Genomic DNA, 23,661 nt, shown 5'->3' with positions numbered 1-23,661 from the left:
TCATAGCGTATGCCATGGACTCAAGCGTAATTTACCTTCAAGTAGTTGTATTTCATTTTGTATAAATGCAGAACGCTCTTGCAGGCTTGATATCGGGAAATCGCGAGCTGGGAATACACTAAACTCTGGTATATTTTGTCCGCTAACACTATCGAGTGTTTGTCCTTCACGCAAAGCTTCTGAATCGGTCTGTTCGTATACAACACCATAAATTAAGTAGTGCTGTGCACCGAAGGTAAATTCATGATCAAATTGAGCATTAAGGCCTTTTGTTACTTGCTCGAACTGACTATCTCGTGTTCTAAAAAATGCAGACGAATTTGGTACAAGCGATACACGCGTCAATTCGGTGTGCTGATTGGTGAGTGAGTCTTGGTAAAAGCTTAGTAATTTGATTCGCTTTAAATGTTCGTGTGTTGGTGCTTGGTATAAGTATTGTATTGATACTCGATTGCGTTCTTGCTCGTCAAAACCTAAGCTTTGAAGGGTGGTAGTCCCTCTGACAACGGTGTTTACTTCTGATAACAAATTCGTATCGCTAGATTGCATAAAGTGCTCGGCACTTAGCTCAAGTCTGTGGGTTTGATTTGCTTGATAAATTAATTTACCTAACACGCTATTTGATTCATTTGACTGTGGATCTGCACTGTTTCTCAAATCTCCAAGAGCATTGTCGTTATAAAATGACTTTGTTTCATCCCCGTTGCGCATCCCAGCATGCAACATCCATTGCCAGCTGTCGTGAACACCGGCCAATAAAGCATTAGCGCTTTTTTCATTTGACTGACTAGCATAGGCTAATTTCAATCGACCAGCATACCCAGTAGCATCACCGACTAAATCGATAGGGTCTTTTGTGTTAAAAGCAACAACGCCGCCTATTGCATCACTACCATATAAGGTTGATGCTGGACCGCGCACAATATCCACTGATTTCACTAAATCTATATCTACTGCGTCGCGACCAGAAGACAGGTTTGGACCAAAACTAAATTCATCAGCAATTGGAATACCATCAACAAGAATAAGAACGCGATCGCCACTGATACCTCTAATATTAAAACTAGATAAACCATAGCGTCCGCTGCCTTCAACAGACACGCCTGGCTCATAGCGCAGTAAATCACGAATATTGTTTGCAGCGATTGCGTCGATTTGTTGACTACTGATAGACGTTACACTGGCTGCAATTTCATTTATTTCTCGTGCTGTTCTTGTGCCGCTAATGGTAATACTTTCTATTGCTGTGTCGGCTGCAACACTATTTGCATTGTCGGCGTATTCAGCCATTACACTATTATGGTTAATTAAATAGCTACCCGAGACAGCCATTGCTACGAAAAAAGAGAGCGAAAAAATAGGGGAGTTGGCTCGCATAAAAAGTCCTTTAAGTTTTTGTTGACGCAAATGCTAATGCGAATTATTATTATTTGCAACAAGTAAAAATTATTATTTTAAGGACCTGTTATGAAAGTCTCAAAAGCGCTTTTTAGTCTTGCGCGTTTTATGCTTGTTGCGCTATTAATACTGAAGGTGAGTATGGCTGCAAGCCAAGTTGCTAAGACAATGAATGAAAAAAGAATTATCAGCGCCGGTGGCAGTGTGACTGAAATTTTATATGCATTAAAGGCTAATAGTGCCAATAACATTACACTTGTCGCAACAGATACCAGCAGCTCTTATCCTTCATACGTTAACGCCTTACCTAAAGTGGGTTACTATCGTCAGCTTAGTGTTGAAGGCGTGTTATCAATGCAGCCAACACATTTATTTGCGATGCGCGGAGCAGGGCCTCAAGCTGGACTCGAGCAAATAGAACAAACTGGTATAAGCCTTCATTTATTTGAACAAGAAAAAACGGTTGAAGGCTTATTACAGCTTGTGAGAGACATTGGCAATCAGACCGGCTTAGTGAATGAATCAAATGACTTAGTTCAAAAAATTACAAAACAATTAGCCTCAATCCAGCCCCTTAGTAAAAATAGTGCCCAAAGTGCGGTGTTTTTAATGTCTGCAAATGAGAGAGGCATGATGGCTGCGGGCAATGATACAGTACCTAATTTGATTATGACTTTAGCGGGTATCAACAACCCGTATGTTCAATTAAACGGTTTCGATATAATTTCAACAGAGTCATTATTAGTTAACAACCCTGAGCATATTTTTATTGCACAGCATACAAGTGGAGGACTTTCTGCACAGCAAATGTGTGACAAGCCCCTTTAAAACTGTGGGCTGCGCGTCGTGGCTGTCAAGTTCATATTGTTGATTCTTTATTATTCTTAGGTATGACCCCTAGGCTGCCTTTAGCCGTTCAAGACACATTAGAAACCGTGCTTGATAATCAGCAAGTCGGATTGTTGTAACATGCAACACAGAATTGAAGTGCTTGGTTCAAAATCGATGCAAAATGAGCTAACGCAGCTTTCTTTATCGTACCAGCGTAAATTTGTTGCTTTGTTACTATTGCTGGGCGTAACCATAGTGACTGCACTTAATGCAGGCGCTGCTGATGTGAAATTGCTGTATTGGCTTGGTTCACATCTGAGTTTAACTTCGTTTGGCAATGAGGAAATAGCAAGCGATCTTGTGCTTACGCATACTATCTTGTGGGATATTCGTTTACCGCGTTTATCAATGACTTTAGTGACGGGCGCAGGTTTAGCTTTGTGCGGTGTAGCGCTTCAAGCGATTTGCCGAAACCCTTTAGCAGACCCCGGTTTAATAGGTGTATCATCTGGTGCTGCTTTATTTGCAGGTATCGCAATTGCGATATTAAGCATGTCGAGTAGTTCAGCTGCTTTGCATGCCTTTACGTCTGACACTTTGCCTGTTTATTTACACGCCTATTTGGTCCCAATAAGCGCCTTTGCTGGTGCAGGTTTGGCATTATTGATAGTGCTACGCATTGCAAGTGCTGCTAGTGGTATGAACACCTTATTATTGATACTAGCCGGTGTTGCAATCAATGCAGGCGCCATGTCGTTGCTAGGATTAATTCAATATGTAGTTGACGATGCCACATTACGCCAAATTACATTTTGGAGCATGGGCAGTTATGCTGGCGTTTCATATGAAGTTGTTGCAATTACTATCATTCCTATTGTTATTGCCATAGCTTATTTTTGGCGAAATAAACAAGCGCTAATGCTCATGAGTATTTCGCAGCAACATGCAAAATATCAAGGCATCGATACACAACAATTGAAGCTTATTAGCCTGTGGATGGTAGCGGCAGTTGTGGCAGTTTGTGTCAGTTTTACGGGAATAGTTGGTTTTGTTGGTTTGGTTGTGCCTCATGTTTGTCGAATGTTTATTAGTAGCCATCTACACATTCTTTTGCCAAGCAGTCTGCTATGTGGTGCTTTACTAGTTGCCATGGCAGATATATTTGCTCGCACTTTAGTCATACCTGCAGAGCTGCCAATAGGCCTAATTACATCCTTGGTAGGCGTACCGTTTTTCTTGTATTTAATCATAAAAGAAAAAAGGAAGTTTAGTCATGTTTGATTTAGACAATGCTAGTGTAACAGTTGGCACAAAAACACTACTAAATAAGCTTACATATCGCTTTGAAAGTGAAAAAATCACTGCAATTATTGGTGCTAATGGTGCTGGTAAATCGAGCTTGCTCAAATGTTTGTTAGGTGAGTTTCCACAAGCGAATCAAGCTGTGCGCTTTTGTAATACTCCAATTGCAAACTACTGCTTGCGTGAACTTAGCATGAAGCGTGCATATATCGCGCAAGCACAACCCAATGTATTTAGCATGACGGTATTGGACTATTTAGTATTGGCACGTGTGCAATATAGCCAAACAAGGCAACAGACCCAAACTTTGGTAATGGCAATCGCCAAGCGCTTTCTTATTACCGATTTTTTGTTGCGCGATCTTACTAGCTTATCAGGTGGTGAAAAGCAAATTATCGAATTTGTCAGGGCGTATTTGCAATTGTACGAAAATGACAATATGGCTGGTAAATGTTTGCTTTTAGATGAGCCTGCCAGTGCATTAGATATCAAGCAAACAATGCTCTTGTATCGGTATTTATTAGCATTTCAACAACAACAAGGCACGGTAATTATTATTGATCATGATATTAACCAAGTGAGCGCGCTTGCGCACAACCTTGTTGTGCTCAAACAAGGTGAAATATTAGCGTCAGGTAATACACAAGACGTATTTTCTGAGCCCATTTTAAATCAGTGTTTTAACACTTACGGTGAATTGATTACTCATCAAATCAATGCATCCCGATTTTATCATTTACAAGCATCAAACGTTTTATCATAAAGGAAGAAGCATGGACAACAAACAAACACATATGCATAACGCAGCTAGACTACTAAGAAAACAACATTCAGGTGTATTATCTACGGTTAGCCTTTCTTTGAAAGGCTTCCCATTTGGTTCAGTCACTCCATTTTTAATGACGCAAAATGGCGACCTTGTGATATATGCTTCGGATATTGCTCAGCATTCTCGCAATATGAAAGCCAACGAAAAGGTCAGTCTTTGTGTTTATGATGCGTCTGGAGACGACAGTCAAGCAAATGCACGGGTTACTATTATGGGAAGCGCCAGTGCCGATGAAGTATCAAGTGATTTGCAGGCACAATACATGACACTATTTCCGCAAGCTAAAGCATATGTGCAAGCACATGATTTTAGGTTTTATTTGATTCGAACTTACAAAGTAAGATATATCGGCGGATTTGGTGAAATTTACTGGTTTTCCCAAGATGAATGGCAAACACTTATGCAAGCTATATCAAGTAACACCCAATCCGCTATAGATCATATGCATGAGGATCATGCTGATGCATTGGCACTGATTGTTAATCATCAAAGTACTAGATTTGCTGAAAAATTTATAGAACAAGGAAGTGTGAAGATGCTTACTTGTTTCCAACACGGGTTTCATTACACTATTTTGCCATCAGGTCATTGCGTAGATGAAAAAAGTACAATTGATTTTGTTGAGTTTTTACAGCCCATTTGTGATGATTATGACTTGCGCAAAGCAATGGTTGATCTCACCCAGCTATCAAGACGCGATTTACTAGACAAGCAAATTAAAAGTAATGAATCTATTGTTGCATAAGGTCTGCGTTTTATAAGAAATCTCACTAAAGTAACACAAGGATGTTGCCGTTAAACACTTATAGAAAATCAGTTAATTTAAGGGCAACATGCGCACTTCGTTAAAGCTTCGTTGGACAATAAGTATTGCTACATCGGTGGCTATATCATTAATATTTTTGGGCATGTTTGTCGTTATTCTAAGCGTTGATCGCATAAAATCTTCGACCTATCAAGAAAGCTCTCAAAAATTGATTGCACAAAAAACGCTCGTTAAAAAGCAAATTGAAGCGTACTTTGAGACAATTGCCACACAATTAACTGGCATGGCGTCCCATCAAAATACTATTGAAGCAAGCAAAAGCTTTATACAAAGCTTTTATGCAAACGATAACGCAATTGCCTCGCCATCAGACCAAGATGCATTGCGCCGTTTTTATACTCAAGAATTTGGCAGTAAATACCAAACACTGAATAATCAATCTGCCGATATAAATAAAATTTTAGACGGTTTGTCCCCACAGGCTTCAAAAATGCAAGTGGATTACATTGCATTAAACAAGTTTGAATTAGGCAGCAAAGATTCTCTGCAAAGCGCCGGCACTAATACTCAATACGATAGCGTTCATAAGCGTTATCATGAAGACTTTTCACGCTTTGTAGCAGATTTTGCCTATTACGACCTATTTATTGTTGATGGTCAAAAAGGCGATATTATTTACAGTGTATTTAAAGAGCTTGATTTTGCCACCAACTTAAAAACAGGGCCTTATCGAAACTCTGGCATTGCTCAAGCCTACGAAAAAGGACGAAGACTAAAAGCCAATGAGTTTTATGTCACTAGTTTCTCACCTTATAAACCATCATATGAAGCGCCCGCAGGATTTATTTCAAGCCCTATTTATGATGGTGACACATTGCTTGCGGTACTAATTTTTCAAATGCCGATTGATACGCTAAATAATATCATGACTCATGATCAGCTTTGGTCGGAGCGAGGCTTTGGTAAGACAGTTGAAACATATTTAGTCGGCGAAGACAAAACCCTTAGAAGTGAAAGTCGGTTTTATCTAGAAGACAAAGAAGGCTTTGTTGACAGTTTACGTGCTAGTGATCCCAATACTGCAAATAAGATTGCCCAAGCTGGAACAACAATTGCCACGCTAAGCGCAGATGGTACTTCGGTTATGCAAGCACTGTTAGGTAACGACGGATTTACCAGCGTGGTGGACTATCGTGGAGAAAACGTACTTTCGTCGTATTCCCCGATTGAGTTTGGGAACTTACGCTGGGCTATATTAGCTGAAATGGATGAAGCTGAGGCATTTCAAGCAAGTGAAGCTCTATCTGTTGAATTAATTGGTACAGTTGTCACATGCGTCCTTGGGCTTACTTTGTTATTTTCAATTATTGCATTTTATATGGCAAAAAGGCTTATTAACCCTTTAAGTGAAATCACCAATAAATTTCAAGAGCTCAACTCAGGTGATGCAGATCTTACGATTGCTCTACCAAAATCATCAGTGCTTGAGATAAACGCAATCAGCAAAGGATTCAATGCGTTTATATCACAACTTCGAGGCATTATTTTAGAAGTCCAAAATAATGCTGAATCCATCGCATCGGCAAGTGAGCAGTTAAATGCAACTACCGCCCAGTCAAATGCAGCAGCAAGTGAACAAAACGCGCAAACCCAAGAAGTATCTAACGCAATCCATGAATTTAATCAAAACATTGTAAAAGTAACGGACTTTTCACAAAGAGCTTCACAAGGCATGTTAGATGCTCAAAATCGCACAAGTCAAGATAACGAGCGTAGTAAAATTGCGGCTAAAAATATTGAGCAGCTTGTTGATGAAATGGCAACAACATCAAAGGCTATCACTGAACTTAAAGAGCAAGTAATCAATATCAAAGAAGTACTCGTTGTCATTGACGCTATTGCTGATCAAACCAATCTTTTGGCGTTAAATGCGGCAATTGAAGCCGCAAGAGCGGGTGAACATGGGCGCGGCTTTTCGGTCGTCGCCGATGAAGTTCGCACCTTAGCGTCTCGTACTCAAGACAGTACTATTGAAATTCAAAATAAAATCAGGAGCTTGACTGACGTAGCAGAGAATGCAGTTATCAGAATGGACAAAGCGACCGGTTCTGCAACTGAAGGGATCACCTTGGTTAGAGAAGTCAACGCGAGTCTAGATGAAATGAATCAAGGTATTGAAGACCTTGTTTGCATCAATCAAGATGTTGCCAGTGCTACTAGCGAGCAAGCTAATACAAGTGTTGCAATTAAAGCGAGCATGACACGAGTATCTGAATCATCAGACGAGCTGACTATTGCATCGAATGAAACACAAGCAGCTGCGTCAGCATTGTCTGATGTTGCCCATCGATTGCAATCAGCGGTTGATAGATTCAGGACTTAAATCCACTTTTCTACCTAAATATTAACACCAATGATCAGACCACTTCGCATCTACCTTTAGATGCGACCATCTCATCCCATTTCTTTCGTATTTTAATTTATTTAACGTTAACGTTTATTTTACAAACATAACAAGATGTTCATAGAAGAGTCTTGCAATAAATATTAACGCCAAAATCACAAAGCTTTGTTAATCGATTAAGTCGCCATTAAATAGGCGTTTCGTTGCAAATTGTTGTTTATCTAAATTTGGTCAGTGCCGATTTTGTTGCATCATCAGACGATAATATCCTACTGATAATTTGTTAAGTTGGTTAACATAATTGTAACGTAATAGAAAATTTTTTAATTTTAACGGTATAAAGCGAGATAGATAAAGCGTTTTCATACCTTTAAACGGAAGAATGAAGAAATTGCTTAACATGTTTGTCACATTAAGTATGGTGTGGCGACGTTAAGTAATGACGATTAAGTTACATTTTTCCAAATTAGGTTTTAAGCATGAGTTGATTGACTATCGACTCAAACTAGTTAAAGCGATGTCCAAATTGCAACTACTGGTGGTTATGCGATTTTTGGTAACCATCAGTGGCAATTAGTGAAATAAGAAACAGAAGTTAAGCACACACTACTTAGGAGAAACATATCGTGAATAAGGCAAACTTAATGAAAAAGCCTTTGGCGGTGACAATAGCAATGGTTTTAGGGACTGCGTCTGCTGGCGTTTTAGCTCAAGAATCAAGCGCTGACACTGAGATCATTGAAGTAACGGGCGTTCGTGGCAGTTTAATGCGAGCAATGGATACCAAAAGAACAAGCGTTGGGGTGGTAGATGCTATCTCGGCTGAAGACATTGGTAAATTCCCTGATACTAACCTAGCCGAGTCATTACAAAGGATTGCCGGTGTTGCTATTGATAGAAGCAACGGTGAAGGTTCAAGAGTGACTGTTCGTGGTTGGGGGCCTGAGCAAAACCTAGTAATGTTAAATGGTCGACAATTGCCTAATACAACTGGCTCTCGTTCATTTGACTTTGCCAATATTGCTGCTGAGGGTATTACCGGCGTTAATATATACAAGACTGGTGATGCTGGTGTTGCGACAGGGGGTATAGGTTCAGTCATTGATATCTTGACGAATAAACCTTTGCAATCTGGTGCAACCAAAGGCGCGGTTTCTCTTAAACTAGTTAATGATACTTCAACTGATGAAGGTGATGTGACACCTGAAATCGCTGGTATCTACTCTTATGTTGATGATAGCGGTGTGTTTGGTATATCACTTACCGGGAGCATTCAAGAACGTGAAAGTGGCAACAATAGTGCGCAAGTAGGCACAGGTTGGCGCTCGTTTGATGGTCCTACGGATAACGATTGGGGCTCTGCTAACCCGACTGATTGGGGTGGTGTTCCAAATGGAGATTCACAAATAAACCGTCCGGGTGAAGGGGATATCTATTCGGTACCTCAAACTACGGTTTATCGATTTGAAGAACAACAACGCACGCGTACAAATGGTCAATTGGTGTTGCAATATCGCCCTATGGACTCATTAACTGCAACACTTGATTTTACTTATTTTGAAAATGAAATAGATACACAGCATCAAGACGTATCTGCTTGGTTTAACTTTGTCCCATCTGAAAACGTATGGACAGATGGACCAATTTCATCGCCGTTATTGTACTCTGAAGTTTATGATGCACCTGCAGATTTGAGTATGGCGGCTGGTCAAGGAGCAACAAAGGCACAAACCTCTTCTGTTGGTTTGAATATTGATTGGCAAATCAATGAAGATTTGAAAATGACAGTTGATCATCACTCTTCAACTGGTAAATGGGGGCCAAACGGCCCTTATGGAACCGCGCCTAACGTATCAACTGCTGCTTTTGTTAGAACTCATGCGGCAACTGATTTCTCAGGTGATTTACCAGTACTTTCTGTTGGTGGTGGTAATACGGTGCAACCGACTGATATGCGCGTAACGGGCAGTGTATTTGGCAACGGTAAGAACCGCCAAGAAATTAGTCAAACCCAAATTGATTTTGATTACTATCTTAACGATTCGATGAGCATCGATTTTGGTATTGCGCATAATGATGTATCAAACCGAGTGCAAAACGTTAATGTTCAAAGAAATGACTGGGGCGGCGTTGGCGAAGCGGGCGATTTAGATCCTTCATGGTTTGAGCGTTCAACTTTCCGAGATAGATTTGATGCCAGCGGCGGTGATTTCAGTGTTGCTAATCAGTTAAACAACCCTTCTATTGCTAATTTCGAAGCACTAGATACCGTTTTCTTCTGGGACTTTGAGGCACTTGTTGCCGCGGCGGCTACGCTTTATCCTTCGTCAGTTGTGGGCGATTGTGGTCATGGCTTCTGTCCATCAACTGACTGGGCTTCGCAAGAAGACCGAACAACAGATGAAGAAACGACTTCGGCATATGTTAAGTTTAATTGGGAAACAGAGGTTGCACAGAGACCACTGTCTATGAATGTTGGTATGCGCTATGAAAAAACGGATGTTGATTCAGAATCAGCGGTTGTTGCCTTTAATGGAGCAAGATGGATAGCCGAAACAGAAATAGCGTTGACTGAAGATGGGCGTCAATTCCTGTCGCAGCAAGGTGACTACGATTATTGGCTACCAAGCTTAAATCTGTCTTATGAATTAACTGACGACATCATATTACGTGCAGCGGCAAGTAAAACCATTGCACGTGCCGATTACTCAGCACTTCTAGGTGGTACCAGTGTAGGCAACCTAGCTAACAGAGCCGGTGCGACAGGTTCTGCGGGTAATCCAAACTTGTTACCATTAGAATCAACTAATTATGATATTGGCATTGAATATTACTATGGCGATTCAAGTTACGTAGCCGTGGGTTACTATACCAAAGACGTTGTTAATTTTATTGCTAACGAAGTGGTTGATGCAGCGCCATTTGATATTGCTAATCCGGCTGATGGTGCTAAATATGATGCAGCAGTCGCGGCATTGCCGGCGGGTGCGAGTGGTTTGCAAATTCGTGACTATATATTTGCCAATTTTGCTGATTCACCTTTTGTTGATGTTGCAAATGGCGTCATTACAGGCGACCCAGCTACCGATAACCCATTTAGCTTTGAAATTAGCACCCCTGTTAATGGTGAAGATAGCCGACGAGTCAGTGGTTTAGAGTTCTCTGCTCAGCATTTCTTTAGTGACACAGGTTTCGGCTTACAAGCTAACTATACCTATACTGATGCTGACCTTGAGTACAATAACTTCTTGTTGGAAGATCAACCTGCGGTAATTGGGCTAAGTGATACAGCAAACTTAGTGGGTATATATGAAAAAGATGGCTTGTCTATTCGATTAGCTTATAACTGGCGTGACGAGTTCTTAAATTCACGTGGTCAAGGCACTGGTGCTAATCCTCAGTATACCGAGCAGTACCAGCAATTTGACTTAAATGCGAGCTATGAGTTCGAGCAATACGAAGGCCTGTCAGTGTTTGTTGAAGCAATCAATATCACTGATGAATACACCCGTGTTGTCGGCCGAGCCACTGAACAAGTTCTAAACTTGACTCAGACTGGCGCCCGATACAATATAGGCGTACGCTATATTTTCTAAGCTGAAAAGTTAGCTAGAAAACGATAAAGAGCCACGTATGTGGCTCTTTTATCCTAACAATAAAAAAACAGACTATAGATGTAGTCGAAGAGATGAAAAAGTAGGTTAGTGTTAATGCATAGCCATGCAAAGAAGATTGTTGTAGTGGGTGGTGGCAGTGCAGGTTGGCTTACGGCAGCAATAATAGCTGCACAACACAAATGTAAGACCAATGACAATGTTCACATCACGCTCGTAGAAGCACCTGGTATTCCGCCTATAGGTGTGGGCGAGGGTACTTGGCCGTCCATGCGCAATACTTTGCGTTCAATTGGCGTAAAAGAATCGGACTTCATCAAGTGTTGCGATGTGAGTTTCAAACAAGGTTCTAAATTTGAAAATTGGCGCCGCGCTTCAGGTGAACACTATTATCACCCTTTTACGCTTCCTATAGGATACTCTGAACTTAATTTAGCGCCATTTTGGCATGCCCATCGAGATCAAGTAAGTTTCGCTGATGCAGTTTGTCCTCAAAGTCGCGTAAGCGACAATCATTTATCCCCTAAATTAATATCTACACCAGAATATAGCTTTGCACTTAACTATGGCTATCACTTAAATGCGGGCAAGTTTGGTGAATTTTTAAAGCAACATTGTATTGATAACTTAGGCGTTCACTTTATATGTGAACAAGTTAAGCATGTACAAAACGATAAACAAGGTTATATAGATTACTTAATGCTTGCCAATGAGCAAAAAGTTCCCGGTGATTTGTTCATTGATTGTACTGGTTTTGCAGGTGTGTTGATTGAGCAACATTACAAGGTGGGACTTACTCCAACTACCGATTTTTTGTTTAATGATACGGCCTTGGCGATGCAAGTGCCTTATCCTAGCGATAATCATCATGTTGCGTCGTGTACCATTGGCAGTGCACAAAAAAATGGTTGGATTTGGGATATTGGATTACCAACGCGTCGCGGTGTAGGGCATGTATATGCCAGTGACTATACGAGCGAAGCCCACGTCGAACAGACCTTAAGAAACTATGTTAAGCAAACAGGTGGCGTTGACGCTGATACACTTGATATTAGAAAAATAGCCTTTAAGTCAGGGTATAGGCAAGAATTTTGGCACAAAAATGCAGTAGCGATAGGCTTATCAGCTGGTTTTGTTGAACCTTTAGAAGCTTCTGCTTTAGTATTAATAGAGTTATCAGCGCAATATGTTGCACAACAGTTGCCGGCAAATAGAGATTGCATGCCAATTATTGCTAATCGCTTCAATAAGGTGTTTACCCATCGCTGGGAAAAAATCATTGAGTTTTTAAAGCTACACTACGTGCTTAGTGAAAGAGATGATTCTCAGTATTGGATTGATATGCGAAACGAAGCGTCTACACCTCAAGGTCTATTGGATTTATTAACCTTGTGGAAACATCAAAGTCCTTACGTACATGATCAAATGCTAAAAGATGAAATGTTTCCTTCTGCAAGTTACCAATACGTGCTTTATGGAATGGGCTTTGAAACCGATTTTAGTGATGGTGCATGGCAGTCGAAACGTCAAAGAGCCCAAGCGCTATTTACCGAAAATCAACAAAAAACACAGCAGTTAAGTGGCATGCTGTCTAGTACCAAAGAATTGCTAAAAAAGGTAGACCAATACGGTTTTCCCGCTTTGTAGTAAAGCGATTAATTTAATTATAAAAATGGAAGTATAGGAAAAAGAATGGCAAACCCAGTAATGCTCAATAGCGTTGAACATCAAGAACTGAAAGTACTAACAGACTTTGGCGAGCAATATGGTGATAATTTATGGTATTGCCCCACGTTCCCATCAGAATTTAGAACGATTCAAGCAGATTATCCCATCTTTTTTCAAAAATCTGCCGAAACAGGTGAATTTTATCCAATTGTTCTTTTAGGGTTCCAACAAAATGAGAACTTATACCTAAATAATGGTAAATGGGATGCTGGGAACGTACCAATGATGATCAAACGCCAGCCGTTTATGATTGGCAAACAAAAAACAATGCAAGAAGGAGTAGAAAAAGTTCAGCGCGTTATCCACATTGATATGGATAATCCTAGGGTAAATAAAACTCAAGGTCAGGCCTTATTCATGGAGTTTGGTGCTCAAAGCCCTTACTTAAACCAAGTTGCTGAAATGTTAGATATTATTGATGAAGGGATGACGCAAAATAAAGAGTTTGTTAGTGCTATTTTAGAACAGCAATTATTAGAGTCTTTTACTTTAGATATTGAACTTAATGATGGCTCTAAAAACAGTATGGTAGGCTTTTATACCATCAATGAAGAAAAATTACGCTCCTTGGACCACGAAGTGGCAGCTGATCTTCATGCGAAAGGAATTTTACAGGCAATTTACATGACAATAGCGTCACAATCGAACGTGCGTAAATTAGTCGATATTAAAAACAAGCAACTAACAAGCTAGCCATTATCATGTTGAGTGAGTTACCAAAGGTCAAGCATATACATGTGGAGAAAAATTCCCCACATATGTATGAGGTGCTAGAGTCCTCGCAGCCTCTGGTATTAAAAGGCTTCTGCTCAGATTGGCCCTTGGTGAATTATTGCAACAATGATGTTAATGCTGCCTTAGACTATCTTATGGGCTTTTATACTGGCTATGAAGTAAGTGCCGGTTTTGCAAGCCCCGATCAGCATGGACGTATTTTTTATAATGACGCGCTTGATGGATTTAATTTTTCTGCAGGTAATATACGTTTAGAGCAGTTTTTTAAGCGTTTGCTGCAAAGTTTCACTGAATCGTCACCTCCAACTCTTTATGTAGGTTCAACACCTGTAGATAGCCTATTTCCGGGGTTTAGGGATGAGCACTTTGTCGATCTTCAAGCCCGAGAGGCGTTTGTCAATGTGTGGTTAGGCAATCAATCAAGAATTGCAGCGCATTACGATTTTCCAACTAATTTAGCATGTTGTTTGTTAGGTGAAAGGCGCTTTACACTATTTCCACCAGAGCAACTGGAAAATTTATATATTGGTCCATTAGAGCGAGCCTACAGGTGGCCAAGAAATCAGTTTAGTAGATATGGTTAAACCAGATTTTAGCAAGCACCCAAAGTTTAAAGAGGCACTTAAGCATGCTGTTATAGCAGACTTATCGCCAGGTGATGCATTAGTGTTACCCAGTATGTGGTGGCATCATGTTGAGGCTTTTAGTCCATTTAATGTGTTAATGACACATTGGTGGCGTGATACGCCAAACTACATGGGACCTCCAATTGAGGCGCTTAAACACGCCATTCTCAGTGTTCGCAATTTGCCTAAAACGCAGCGAGATGCGTGGCGAAATATATTTGATTATTATGTTTTTGAGCATGAGCACAATGACAATGATCATATTCCTCAACAAGCTCGAGGAATGTTAAACAAACCATTAGATGTAAACAACGCAGTGCAGTTGAAAGCACAGCTGGTCAATAAGCTTAAGCGTTAAGGTGAGGATAAAATAATGCCCAATCAACAAGTAAAAAGAGTCGTAATTGCAGGTGGTGGCACTGCAGGCTGGATGAGTGCAGCAGCACTGGGTAAATTATTAGGTAAAACGATAGATGTGACCTTAATTGAGTCTGATGCAATCGGTACTGTGGGTGTAGGGGAAGCGACAATTCCTACTTTACATATTTTTCATCGCTTGTTAGGGATAAAGACTGATGAGTTTATGATGGAAACCAATGCAACCTTCAAATTAGGTATTAATTTTGAAAACTGGCGTGATAATGGTAAAGACTACATGCACTCTTTTGGTTACTTAGGCAAAGATTGTTGGGCTGCAGGTTTTCAACATTTTTGGCTAAAAGGTCTACAAAAGGGCATCGCTACTCCTGAGATCGGGGATTATTGCGCCGAGCATCTTGCTGCAAGAGAAAACAAATTTGCTGTGATGCCAAAACAAGAATACAACTACGCATTCCATTTAGACGCCACACGCTATGCTCAATATTTAAGAAAGTTTGCACAGCGCCACGGTGTAAAGCGTTTAGAAGGGAAAATAGACAAGGTAAATGTCAATAATGAATCAGGTCATATCGATTCACTCACTATGGAAAATGGGCAAGTTGTTGAAGGTGACCTGTTTATAGATTGCTCAGGTTTTAAGGGCCTATTAATCGAACAAGCGCTTAATACTGGATACGATGATTGGTCTCATTGGTTACCGTGTGACAGAGCCATCGCAGTACAAACAGAAAATGTTGGCGCTCCTGTGCCATATACTCGCTCAATTGCTCATGGTGCAGGCTGGCAATGGCGCATTCCTTTGCAATCACGAACGGGTAACGGACATGTCTTTTGTAGTAAATACATGTCGGAAGATGAAGCAAGTTCGATTTTGTTAAATAATGTAGAAGGCAAAACAACAACCGACCCGCGCGTAATTCGGTTTAGAACGGGAACACGCCGTAAACACTGGAATAAAAATTGCGTTGCTATTGGTTTATCGAGTGGTTTTATTGAACCCTTAGAATCCACCAGTATTCATTTAATCCAGCGCGGTATCATCAGACTGATCCAAAATTTTCCTTCACAAGGAATTCGTCAACCAGACATCGACCAATTTAATAATTTGACCATGTTTGAAACTGAAAATATTCGAGACTTTATTGTTTTGCACTATCATGTCACGCAGCGTAAAGACACGCCATTTTGGAACTATTGTCGTAATATGCCGGTGCCTGAAACCCTGAGTCATCGAATTGAGCTATTTAAACAAACAGGCAAGGTATATAAGCTATTGGATGAACTTTTTGGTGAAAGTTCTTGGTTACAGGTGATGATTGGACAAGGCTTACAAGCTGAGCAATATCATCCAATCGTAGATATGATGGATGATGCAGAGCTAAGTGAGTTTTTAAGCGGGATTAAAAACACGGTGAGGCAACGAGTTTCAAGCCTTCCGCAGCATAAAGATTTCATTGATCACTTTTGTAAAAGCAAGGTTGTGTAAGTGAGTGTGATGTGAGTATGCAACCAAGTGGACCGGGCCTTAAAATAAATCCGCAAGCCAATATAAATGTGAGATATATTGGTAAGGAAAAAACGCCTATCATTGTTATCGATGACTTTGCTATTTCAATCGATGATATAAAAACATTTGCATACGAAAATGCACGATTTAGTATGGTCAACGCGCAAAAAACAATGTATCCAAGGCGTCAGAGCAAGTTTGCCTACTCGCTATGTAGTTGATGCGATTTCACCCATTAACCAATTAATGTGCAAAGTATTCTCAGTGCCACCGAACTTAAGCTTAAAGCCTTGCATCTATGCATTCTCACTAATATCTAAATCACCACAAGATCTCAAGGTGGGTCAACGTGGTCCCCATTTTGACACGCCCAGACCATTTTATTTTGCTGCCTTGCACTACCTTAATGATAGTACACACGGTAGCACTGCGTTTTTTAGGCATAAACCTACCGGATTTGAGCGCATCACGGCCCAAAGACAACATGAATATTTTGATGGTGTCGAGCAGTACATGAAGAAAAATGGTGAGCCTAAAAGTCAGTATTTTACGCAATCAAATGACCATTATGAAATATTTGATGAAGTTGAATACAAAGCAAACCGAATGGTGATATATCCGGGAAATTTGCTTCATTCTATTTTGGTGAATGAACAGACCGATATTAATGATGATCCTAGGAAAGGGCGGTTAACAGCAAATGTATTTATTGAATATACATAAAAAAATGCGCTTGCAAGAATTACTTACAAGCGCTTCTCACGCTAGTCTAGGGATTTGAGAAAAGCTAAACTTTTTGGAATTTGTTGCAATACACGCGAAGATTCATCTTCTAAAAAGAAATATTTTATTCCTTGCGCTTTGGCTTCGGCGACTAAGGTTTCAATTCCTACATCACCTGTACCTAAAACAACATTTGTTTCAACATCAGCTGCTCCGTTTGTGCTATTTGGGCTACCTTTGCGCCTATCTTTAAGGTGCAAAGACGTAAACTTGCCTTCATATTTTTTCAATATTTCAAGCGGATTGCCACCACCTTGTTTGATCCAAAATACATCCATTTGAAAGCTAGCTTCAGTAATATTTTCAAGCATATAATCTAAGATTGTACCTTCACCTAAGGGCTGAAATTCATAACCATGTGGATGATACTGCAGTGTAATACCATTTTGTTTGAGTATCTTGCCTGCCTGATTGAATACCTCAACAGCTTGTTTTGCATGTTCAAGAGTGAAGGGTTGGCCAAATTCGTGCGGGATCCAATACACCGTTGCATAACGCGCGCCGTATACTTGAGCCTTATAAACAGCAGCCATTGGATTATCTCGCACTTCCTCAAAGCTTGAATCAACGCTAACGATATCTAGCTGATGTTTGTCCAACAAAGCCTTAAACTCATTGACTGAACGCCCATAGAGCTTACCGCCTCCTTCAACACTTTGGATACCCCAAGAATTGACTTGAGAAAATGCATTTGGCAAGTCCTCTTCCATTTGGTAACGCATGCTATGTAGCTGTAAACCATATTCGTGAGCCAAGCTGTTTGCACTTATGGCGATACCTAAAGCAAAGCAGCATAGCGCTTTTTTAATATCCAGTTGCATTGCAATATCCTTTTAGTTTGATTCTATTGTTTTATATTCGTTTATTTTTGACTTCATTAGCCGCAAAATCGACCGCTCTTGCGGTAAGCGCCATAAAGGTGAGTGATGGATTCACTGTTGCAATTGAACAATATGAAGCGCCATCGGTGACAAATAAATTGGGAATATCATGGCTTTGGTTAAAACCATTTAATACTGATGTTTTAGGATCTTTACCCATACGCGCAGTACCAACTTCATGTATGGCAATACCTATAGTGAAGCATGCTCTATCGTATTAGATGTGTAAATATGCTTAGTGCCTAGTTTTTCAAGCATATTCCGGATTTCCATCTCAGCATCCGCCATCATCAGACGCTCATTGTCAGACCATTGACAGTTAAAATGTAACTGAGGAATTCCACAGGCGTCCTTTTTATCGTTGTTTAACGAAACCATGTTTTCAAATTTAGGCAGCATTTCGCCTTGGGCATAAAAATGCACATGCCATGGTCCTAGTTTGGTAATGGCTTCTTTATAATTAACACCAATACCTTGTTCATTTGCTCGACCTTGCCAGCCTCCTCTGGATGCGCCGCCACCAAGCGAGTAACCGCGTAAATAGTTCTTTTTATATCGCTTAGGTTCAAATTGAAAATTAGGGATATAAACACCCGTTGGCCTGCGGCCATAGTCTATTTCATCCTCAAAGCCTTCTATCATTCCGCCGCCTCTGGCATTGAAGCAGTGGTCCATTAAATAATGACCTAATACGCCAGAAGAATTAGCTAATCCATTTGGAAAATGTTTACTGGTTGAATTCAATAAAACTTGCGTTGAGCCTAGCGTAGATGCGCACATAAATACCATGTTTGCTTTGTATTCATGTTGCTCTTTAGTGTTAGCATCAATCACGCGAATGCCGGTGACTCTATTTTTAGTATGGTCGTATATTACGCTATGCACCACACTGTCGGTGGCAATAGAGAGCTTATTTGTTTTAGCTGCAGCAGGCAGCGTTGAGCTTTGTGTTGAAAAAAAGCGCCGAAAGAACATCCTTTTTGACATTCATTGCGCGTTTGACATTGAATTCTGCCTTGTGCCATGTGATGAGGTTCAGGCTTTGATAAATGTGCACATCGGCCAATAATTAGGGGTCTTTCAGGAAACAAATCAGCCATTTTCGCTTGTATCGCTTTTTCTGGGCTATTCATTTCAAAAGGGGGAAGGTGCTCACCGTCAGGTAACTGAGGAAGGTTTTCTTTTCCACCAGAGATGCCTGCAAATTTCTCGACATGGCTATACCATTTATCAAGATCTTTATATCGAATCGGCCAATCAGTACCCTGACCATCAGCTTTATTTGCATTAAAATCATATTCGCTCATGCGGTATGATTGTCTATGCCATGTAAGGGATTTACCCCCTAGTTGATTGCCTCGTATCCAATCAAAGCCTGTGCCTTGTTCGGTGGTATAGGGCAAGTCTTTATCGTTGCCAAAAAAGTGCTTGGTTTGTTCGCTAAACGCATAGCATTTACGCTGAACTTGATAGTTTTCTTCGACCTCTTTTGCGTCTACTTTGGTGCGGTTTGCAAACGTCCAAGGCCCTTTTCCTTCTGTTGGGTAATCTTGGCGATGAATGACTTTGCGGCCGCGTTCAACCATTAGCGTCTTAAAGCCGCGTTCAGTGAACTCTTTAGCTGCCCAACCACCGGTAATACCGCTGCCAACAACAATGACATCGAACACTTCATCACTTTTTTCAATAAATAAATCTTCAATTTGCATAATATTTTGTCCGTATCTCAATAGTACGCAAGCGCGCCATAGGCTTTTGTATTCTCGTCCGCAGGGATAGAGCCCTTATATGGGCCTAGTACTGCCACATAATTAAGCGCAAGAGTTGCTCCTTCTTGACTAGTAAAATAGCCAAACACAATTAATTGCTTAAGAAAGCCAAATTGTTGCCTTTGGGTTTCACTATATCCGTCTTGTTTTTCTAATAAGACCAAAAGGGTCTCTTTTTGTGATGGACTTAAATTAATATATTCACCATCGTAATCAGTTTGACTGCGTTTCATAATGGTTTGCACGATGTCTTTTATAGCCTGCTGTTCATCTTTAGAATGGCAAACACTTAATTGATGATCGATAAAAAGATGGCAATCTGCATCACCTGCACCTGGACTATCTGTCTTTGGAATAATGGTTTGAGCAATAGCTTTTAGGGTCAAAAGCTCTTTGCGATTAAACAGCTTTCCATCAACATTTTTGCTAGTCACAAAGGAAGCTGCACTAGCTATATGAGATGTCGTTAGCCAAGTAATTGCGGTTGTTGCAATTGCAGCATCTCGCGCTTTGTATAAAAAATCTCTTCTTGTTAATTCACTCTTTTTGCTCATGAGGGATTTTCCTGCGTCGATAGGTTATGACGTTTATTGAGATACCAATAAAGGCCAGTAAAAGCTACTATTAGGACTATAGGAAATACAATTAAGTTCTCTAATACGGCTTGGCCTGCAGCAATTTGTGCTTCATTTGCCGACATGTTTAACGCTTTTGCTTCATTAGCAGCATTATCAATCCAAGAGCCTATAGCGGGATTCCACATGCTAACCGCTAACATACCAGCTCCACCCATCATCGATAGCCCCAAGGCTCCCGTTTTAGGTAAATACTCGCTGACGCAACCAAGCATGGTGGGCCAAAAATACGTTACTCCTAAAGCAAAGCAAATTGCTGCTAGATATACCATTGGTCCGCTAACAGTGCTCATTAGGTAAATACCTAAGGTAGAAAAACACGCTGAAAACACTAATACACCAGCTGGATTTAGGGAATGCACAATAGGGCCTGCAAAATAGCGCCCAACCGCCATGATGCCTGTAATAAGCGCAAGCACCAACATCGGCGTTGCTCCAGATGCACCTAAAATACCTTCAATCCACTGTTGTGTACCTAGTTCTGTGGTCGCAGTTAATGTCATGCAAAGCACTAAAAATATATACAAAGGCGTAAATAAGTGTTTAAAGTTAAGTATCGTAGAGTGAGTATGTGACTCCATTTGCGGGAAGTCTGTTGTAAAGAGCATATAACCATACAGCAAAGTCGGTAGTAGAATAACGCCAACTTGTACTTCCCATCCAATAGACAATGAAGATAAGCCCGAAGACACAAGCGCACCGATAACTAAACCGCCGGGAAACCACACGTGAAATTTATTTAGCATGGTAGTTTTGTTGTCTTTATATGTTTCTGCAATAAGCGGATTACAGCCTGCTTCTACTGAACCATTGGCAAAGCCGACCAAAAAAGTTGAAATAATCAATAACCAAAAGCCGTCTGCATAAATGGTTAAAATCAGCCCAAGCATGTGGCAAATAAATGCAGCAACTAACAATTTTTTGGCACCAAACGCGTTATATAAGATGCCACCAAACATTGTTGCTAGTGGAAAGCCTAAAAATGCCATTGAGTTAATCCAACCCAACTTTGTGGCCGATAGCCCATATTGCTCACTCAAATCACCTAAAATCCCCGCTCTGATGGCAAATGTCATTGATGTCACTGTTAAAGCAATACAACTTAGGATAAACACCCGTTTTGCTAAATTTTCATTATTCATTATTGTGAATCTCCATCTAGTCCAAGGATTCGACGATTTAGGTTTTCGTCTTGCTCTGCGCCTGCAAAGTCATCAAAGGCCCGCTCAGCAGGTTGTATCAAGTGTTTTTGAATAAATGGAGCGCCCTCTGTAGCGCCTACTTCAGGGTGCTTTAAGCAACACTCCCATTCCAATATTGCCCATCCATCAAAACCATATTGTGTTAACTTTGAAAAGACCTGTGTGAAGTCTACTTGTCCATCGCCTAATGAGCGGAAACGACCTGGACGATCAATCCAATCACTATAACCGCCATATACGCCCGCTCTACCATTAGGCCTAAACTCTGCATCTTTTACGTGAAATGCTTTTATGCGCTCATGATAGATATCAATGAAGGCAAGGTAGTCGAGTTGTTGCAGTAGGAAGTGGCTTGGGTCATAAAGTATATTTGCGCGAGGATGATTATCACAAGATGCTAAAAAGCGCTCAAATGTAATACCATCATGAAGATCCTCTCCTGGATGCAATTCAAAGCAAACATCCGCTCCAGCATCATCAAAGGCATTTAATATGGGTAGCCAACGCTTCGCAAGCTCAGCAAACCCTTCTTCAACTAATCCTTTTGGTCGCTGTGGCCAAGGATAAACAGTGTGCCACATTAAGGCTCCTGAAAAGGTAGCATGGGATTGTAAACCCAAATGTTGACTCGCTTTTGCAGCATCTAACATTTGCTGCTTTGCCCATTGCGTTCTACCTTGACTATTATTTTTAACTTCTGGCGGAGCAAAGCTATCAAACGACTCGTTATATGCTGGATGAACGGCCATTAACTGACCTTGTAAATGTGTTGATAATTCAGAGATGACCAGTCCATTTTCTGCCGCAATACCGGCAAGTTCATCACAATATGTTTTACTTTGTGCTGCCAGCGATAAATCTATTAAGCGTGAATCCCAAGTGGGAATTTGTATCGCTTTATAACCAAGGCTACTGACCCATTTACACAAGTTAGGCAAGGTATTAAAAGGCGCTTTGTCTTCAATAAATTGGGCAAGAAAAATACTAAGGCCCTTTGATTTGCTTCATTATGCAGTATTCCTTAACTAAGAATGGAGTGAACTATCACTCTTAAGCGGCGAGTGTGTAGTAATAAAGGTATGCCATTTGTTTTGTGAGCGATGGGACGCTACTACGTTTTCGATAAACGCCATCCCCCTAACAGCATCGTCGATGCACAAGGCATATACCCTAATTTATCAGGTTGACCCTTAGCATTAGCGAACTTTATGTGTTGTGCAAAGGTGGTGTATAAATTAGCAAATGCCTCAATGTAACCCTCTGGATGTCCAGCTGGAATGCGAATTGAACTCATTATGCTATCTGAAAATTGACCGACGCCAGTGCGCTCTAGTCGAGTACTTTTGTCGTGATACTTAATCGCCAATGTATTGGGTTCTTCTTGTCGCCAGTGAAGGCTTGCTTTTTCACCGTAAATTCTTATCGATAAGTTGTTTTCCTCTCCTATCGCGATTTGGCTAGCAAGGAGTGTCCCACGTGCTTGGTTACTTAATTTAAAAAATACAGTGCCATCGTCATCCAACACGCGATTGTTGACCACCGAACCTAAATCAGCACACAAAGATACCATGGCTTGTCCACTAATAAATTCAACCAAGTTAGCAGCGTGCACACCAATATCAGCCATGCAGCAACTAATTCCAGCCTGCGCCGGATCTAAACGCCAACTTGCTTGCTTGCTTGTTTCATCCTCAGTGTTGGCGAGCCAACCTTGTGAATATTCAGCGATGACTTTACGAACCTTACCAAGATGATTTTGTGCCACCAGTTCCCTAGCTCTTTGCACCATTGGGTAGCCTAAATACGTATGTGTGAGACCATAAAGTAATCCAGTTTCGTGTATTTTTTCTTTCAGAGTGAGGGCTTCTTCAAGGCTCAAAGTGGCGGGTTTATCGCTAAGAACATGAAAACCAGCACTCAAGGCGTCCATAGTAGCACCAAAATGTAAATGATTCGGCGTTACAATAGATAAGAACTGCATTCTTTCATGTTCAGGTAACTGCGCTTCAGCTTTTAACATTTCATTTAAGTTTGCATAGCAACGTGTTTTAGGAAGGTATAAACTCATGCCAGAGCTTTCGCTTCTTTGAGCATCGCTGCTAAACGCACCACATACTAGCTCTATGTCGCCATCGAGGGCTGCTGCATGACGATGGACCTTACCGATAAATGATCCTTCGCCGCCACCAACCATTCCCATTCTTATTTTTTTATGACTTGTCATATTGCTACAACCACAAATTTGAAAATGCATTATGTTAATTTATTGT

At 40.7% G+C, this 23,661-nt stretch carries 21 protein-coding genes and 1 pseudogene; 13 read left to right on the top strand and 9 right to left on the bottom strand.

Annotated elements, in window-relative coordinates; all coding sequences use genetic code 11:
- Positions 1–1,377, bottom strand: coding sequence for a TonB-dependent receptor plug domain-containing protein (locus ACZ1G6_RS09620; RefSeq protein ID WP_472616108.1), 1,377 nt, complete (start codon positions 1,375–1,377; stop codon positions 1–3).
- A 90-nt stretch (positions 1,378–1,467) separates the two neighbouring features.
- On the opposite strand from ACZ1G6_RS09620, the gene ACZ1G6_RS09615 reads away from it, so the two are divergent.
- The 13 genes from ACZ1G6_RS09615 (at position 1,468) to ACZ1G6_RS09555 (ending at position 16,844) form a co-directional block, all read left to right on the top strand.
- Entirely contained in the window at positions 1,468–2,226 is a 759-nt protein-coding gene (locus tag ACZ1G6_RS09615) for a heme/hemin ABC transporter substrate-binding protein (RefSeq protein WP_472616107.1), read from the top strand.
- A 141-nt stretch (positions 2,227–2,367) separates the two neighbouring features.
- On the top strand, positions 2,368–3,510 hold the full coding sequence (locus ACZ1G6_RS09610; protein WP_472616106.1) for a FecCD family ABC transporter permease: 1,143 nt from the start codon (positions 2,368–2,370) through the stop codon (positions 3,508–3,510).
- Entirely contained in the window at positions 3,503–4,294 is a 792-nt protein-coding gene (locus ACZ1G6_RS09605; RefSeq protein WP_472616105.1) for an ABC transporter ATP-binding protein, read from the top strand. The genes ACZ1G6_RS09610 and ACZ1G6_RS09605 overlap by 8 nt, the downstream gene beginning before the upstream one ends.
- Before the next feature lie 10 nt (positions 4,295–4,304).
- Positions 4,305–5,105 carry a HugZ family pyridoxamine 5'-phosphate oxidase gene (locus ACZ1G6_RS09600; RefSeq protein ID WP_472616104.1) on the top strand — a complete coding sequence of 267 codons (801 nt, stop codon included), beginning with the start codon at positions 4,305–4,307 and terminating at the stop codon, positions 5,103–5,105.
- A gap of 88 nt (positions 5,106–5,193) precedes the next feature.
- Positions 5,194–7,509, top strand: coding sequence for a methyl-accepting chemotaxis protein (locus ACZ1G6_RS09595; RefSeq protein WP_472616103.1), 2,316 nt, complete (start codon positions 5,194–5,196; stop codon positions 7,507–7,509).
- 647 nt (positions 7,510–8,156) lie between these two features.
- A complete protein-coding gene (locus ACZ1G6_RS09590) occupies positions 8,157–11,126 on the top strand; it encodes a TonB-dependent receptor (protein ID WP_472616102.1) in 2,970 nt (989 codons plus the stop codon).
- Between the two features lie 114 nt (positions 11,127–11,240).
- Entirely contained in the window at positions 11,241–12,791 is a 1,551-nt protein-coding gene (locus tag ACZ1G6_RS09585; protein ID WP_472616101.1) for a tryptophan halogenase family protein, read from the top strand.
- 45 nt (positions 12,792–12,836) lie between these two features.
- Entirely contained in the window at positions 12,837–13,565 is a 729-nt protein-coding gene (locus ACZ1G6_RS09580; RefSeq protein ID WP_472616100.1) for a SapC family protein, read from the top strand.
- A gap of 44 nt (positions 13,566–13,609) precedes the next feature.
- Positions 13,610–14,191: a cupin-like domain-containing protein gene (locus ACZ1G6_RS09575; RefSeq protein ID WP_472616099.1), complete on the top strand. Its 582-nt coding sequence runs from the start codon at positions 13,610–13,612 to the stop codon at positions 14,189–14,191.
- Entirely contained in the window at positions 14,184–14,591 is a 408-nt protein-coding gene (locus ACZ1G6_RS09570) for a cupin-like domain-containing protein (RefSeq protein WP_472616098.1), read from the top strand. The genes ACZ1G6_RS09575 and ACZ1G6_RS09570 overlap by 8 nt, the downstream gene beginning before the upstream one ends.
- A 15-nt stretch (positions 14,592–14,606) precedes the next feature.
- A complete protein-coding gene (locus tag ACZ1G6_RS09565; RefSeq protein WP_472616097.1) occupies positions 14,607–16,100 on the top strand; it encodes a tryptophan halogenase family protein in 1,494 nt (497 codons plus the stop codon).
- Positions 16,101–16,117: 17 nt separating this feature from the next.
- Positions 16,118–16,342, top strand: a complete 225-nt coding sequence (locus ACZ1G6_RS09560) for a DUF6445 family protein (protein WP_472618967.1) — start codon at positions 16,118–16,120, stop codon at positions 16,340–16,342.
- Positions 16,260–16,844, top strand: coding sequence for a DUF6445 family protein (locus ACZ1G6_RS09555; RefSeq protein ID WP_472616096.1), 585 nt, complete (start codon positions 16,260–16,262; stop codon positions 16,842–16,844). Before ACZ1G6_RS09560 ends, ACZ1G6_RS09555 begins: the two co-directional genes overlap by 83 nt.
- Before the next feature lie 41 nt (positions 16,845–16,885).
- Here the strand turns inward: ACZ1G6_RS09555 and ACZ1G6_RS09550 are convergent, their stop codons facing one another.
- From ACZ1G6_RS09550 to ACZ1G6_RS09515, 8 genes and pseudogenes are all read right to left on the bottom strand, one after another.
- Positions 16,886–17,725: a sugar phosphate isomerase/epimerase family protein gene (locus tag ACZ1G6_RS09550; RefSeq protein ID WP_472616095.1), complete on the bottom strand. Its 840-nt coding sequence runs from the start codon at positions 17,723–17,725 to the stop codon at positions 16,886–16,888.
- Between the two features lie 31 nt (positions 17,726–17,756).
- Complete coding sequence (locus ACZ1G6_RS09545) at positions 17,757–17,945, bottom strand: GMC oxidoreductase (protein WP_472616094.1); 189 nt, start codon at positions 17,943–17,945, stop codon at positions 17,757–17,759.
- Positions 17,946–17,977: 32 nt separating this feature from the next.
- Positions 17,978–18,760, bottom strand: coding sequence for a GMC family oxidoreductase N-terminal domain-containing protein (locus tag ACZ1G6_RS09540; RefSeq protein WP_472618966.1), 783 nt, complete (start codon positions 18,758–18,760; stop codon positions 17,978–17,980).
- The gene (locus ACZ1G6_RS09535; RefSeq protein ID WP_472616093.1) at positions 18,658–19,494 is read right to left on the bottom strand and encodes a hypothetical protein; all 837 of its coding nucleotides are present in this window, start codon (positions 19,492–19,494) and stop codon (positions 18,658–18,660) included. Before ACZ1G6_RS09535 ends, ACZ1G6_RS09540 begins: the two co-directional genes overlap by 103 nt.
- Before the next feature lie 17 nt (positions 19,495–19,511).
- On the bottom strand, positions 19,512–20,108 hold the full coding sequence (locus ACZ1G6_RS09530; RefSeq protein WP_472616092.1) for a gluconate 2-dehydrogenase subunit 3 family protein: 597 nt from the start codon (positions 20,106–20,108) through the stop codon (positions 19,512–19,514).
- Positions 20,105–21,331, bottom strand: a complete 1,227-nt coding sequence (locus tag ACZ1G6_RS09525) for an MFS transporter (RefSeq protein WP_472616091.1) — start codon at positions 21,329–21,331, stop codon at positions 20,105–20,107. Before ACZ1G6_RS09525 ends, ACZ1G6_RS09530 begins: the two co-directional genes overlap by 4 nt.
- A pseudogene (locus tag ACZ1G6_RS09520) lies at positions 21,331–22,399 on the bottom strand (sugar phosphate isomerase/epimerase family protein). The gene ACZ1G6_RS09525 and the pseudogene ACZ1G6_RS09520 overlap by 1 nt, the downstream one beginning before the upstream one ends.
- Before the next feature lie 103 nt (positions 22,400–22,502).
- Positions 22,503–23,615 (bottom strand): Gfo/Idh/MocA family protein, encoded by a 1,113-nt coding sequence (locus ACZ1G6_RS09515; protein WP_472616090.1) that lies wholly within the window; start codon positions 23,613–23,615, stop codon positions 22,503–22,505.
- Positions 23,616–23,661 lie beyond the last annotated feature (46 nt).

The sequence above is a fragment of the Glaciecola sp. HA4-3 genome (genome assembly GCF_055693685.1).
The sequence above is the reverse complement of the archived record's forward strand: the minus strand, read 5'-3'. Positions and strand labels throughout refer to the sequence as shown.

Bases quoted from the DNA above. Each gene is read 5' to 3' on its own strand.
- ACZ1G6_RS09620 (WP_472616108.1), bottom strand. From the start codon at position 1,377: ATGCGAGCCAACTCCCCTATTTTTTCGCTCTCTTTTTTCGTAGCAATG.
- ACZ1G6_RS09615 (WP_472616107.1), top strand. From the start codon at position 1,468: ATGAAAGTCTCAAAAGCGCTTTTTAGTCTTGCGCGTTTTATGCTTGTT.
- ACZ1G6_RS09610 (WP_472616106.1), top strand. From the start codon at position 2,368: ATGCAACACAGAATTGAAGTGCTTGGTTCAAAATCGATGCAAAATGAG.
- ACZ1G6_RS09605 (WP_472616105.1), top strand. From the start codon at position 3,503: ATGTTTGATTTAGACAATGCTAGTGTAACAGTTGGCACAAAAACACTA.
- ACZ1G6_RS09600 (WP_472616104.1), top strand. From the start codon at position 4,305: ATGGACAACAAACAAACACATATGCATAACGCAGCTAGACTACTAAGA.
- ACZ1G6_RS09595 (WP_472616103.1), top strand. From the start codon at position 5,194: ATGCGCACTTCGTTAAAGCTTCGTTGGACAATAAGTATTGCTACATCG.
- ACZ1G6_RS09585 (WP_472616101.1), top strand. From the start codon at position 11,241: ATGCATAGCCATGCAAAGAAGATTGTTGTAGTGGGTGGTGGCAGTGCA.
- ACZ1G6_RS09580 (WP_472616100.1), top strand. From the start codon at position 12,837: ATGGCAAACCCAGTAATGCTCAATAGCGTTGAACATCAAGAACTGAAA.
- ACZ1G6_RS09570 (WP_472616098.1), top strand. From the start codon at position 14,184: ATGGTTAAACCAGATTTTAGCAAGCACCCAAAGTTTAAAGAGGCACTT.
- ACZ1G6_RS09565 (WP_472616097.1), top strand. From the start codon at position 14,607: ATGCCCAATCAACAAGTAAAAAGAGTCGTAATTGCAGGTGGTGGCACT.
- ACZ1G6_RS09560 (WP_472618967.1), top strand. From the start codon at position 16,118: ATGCAACCAAGTGGACCGGGCCTTAAAATAAATCCGCAAGCCAATATA.
- ACZ1G6_RS09555 (WP_472616096.1), top strand. From the start codon at position 16,260: ATGCACGATTTAGTATGGTCAACGCGCAAAAAACAATGTATCCAAGGC.
- ACZ1G6_RS09550 (WP_472616095.1), bottom strand. From the start codon at position 17,725: ATGCAACTGGATATTAAAAAAGCGCTATGCTGCTTTGCTTTAGGTATC.
- ACZ1G6_RS09545 (WP_472616094.1), bottom strand. From the start codon at position 17,945: ATGGGTAAAGATCCTAAAACATCAGTATTAAATGGTTTTAACCAAAGC.
- ACZ1G6_RS09540 (WP_472618966.1), bottom strand. From the start codon at position 18,760: ATGTTCTTTCGGCGCTTTTTTTCAACACAAAGCTCAACGCTGCCTGCT.
- ACZ1G6_RS09535 (WP_472616093.1), bottom strand. From the start codon at position 19,494: ATGCAAATTGAAGATTTATTTATTGAAAAAAGTGATGAAGTGTTCGAT.
- ACZ1G6_RS09530 (WP_472616092.1), bottom strand. From the start codon at position 20,108: ATGAGCAAAAAGAGTGAATTAACAAGAAGAGATTTTTTATACAAAGCG.
- ACZ1G6_RS09525 (WP_472616091.1), bottom strand. From the start codon at position 21,331: ATGAATAATGAAAATTTAGCAAAACGGGTGTTTATCCTAAGTTGTATT.
- ACZ1G6_RS09515 (WP_472616090.1), bottom strand. From the start codon at position 23,615: ATGACAAGTCATAAAAAAATAAGAATGGGAATGGTTGGTGGCGGCGAA.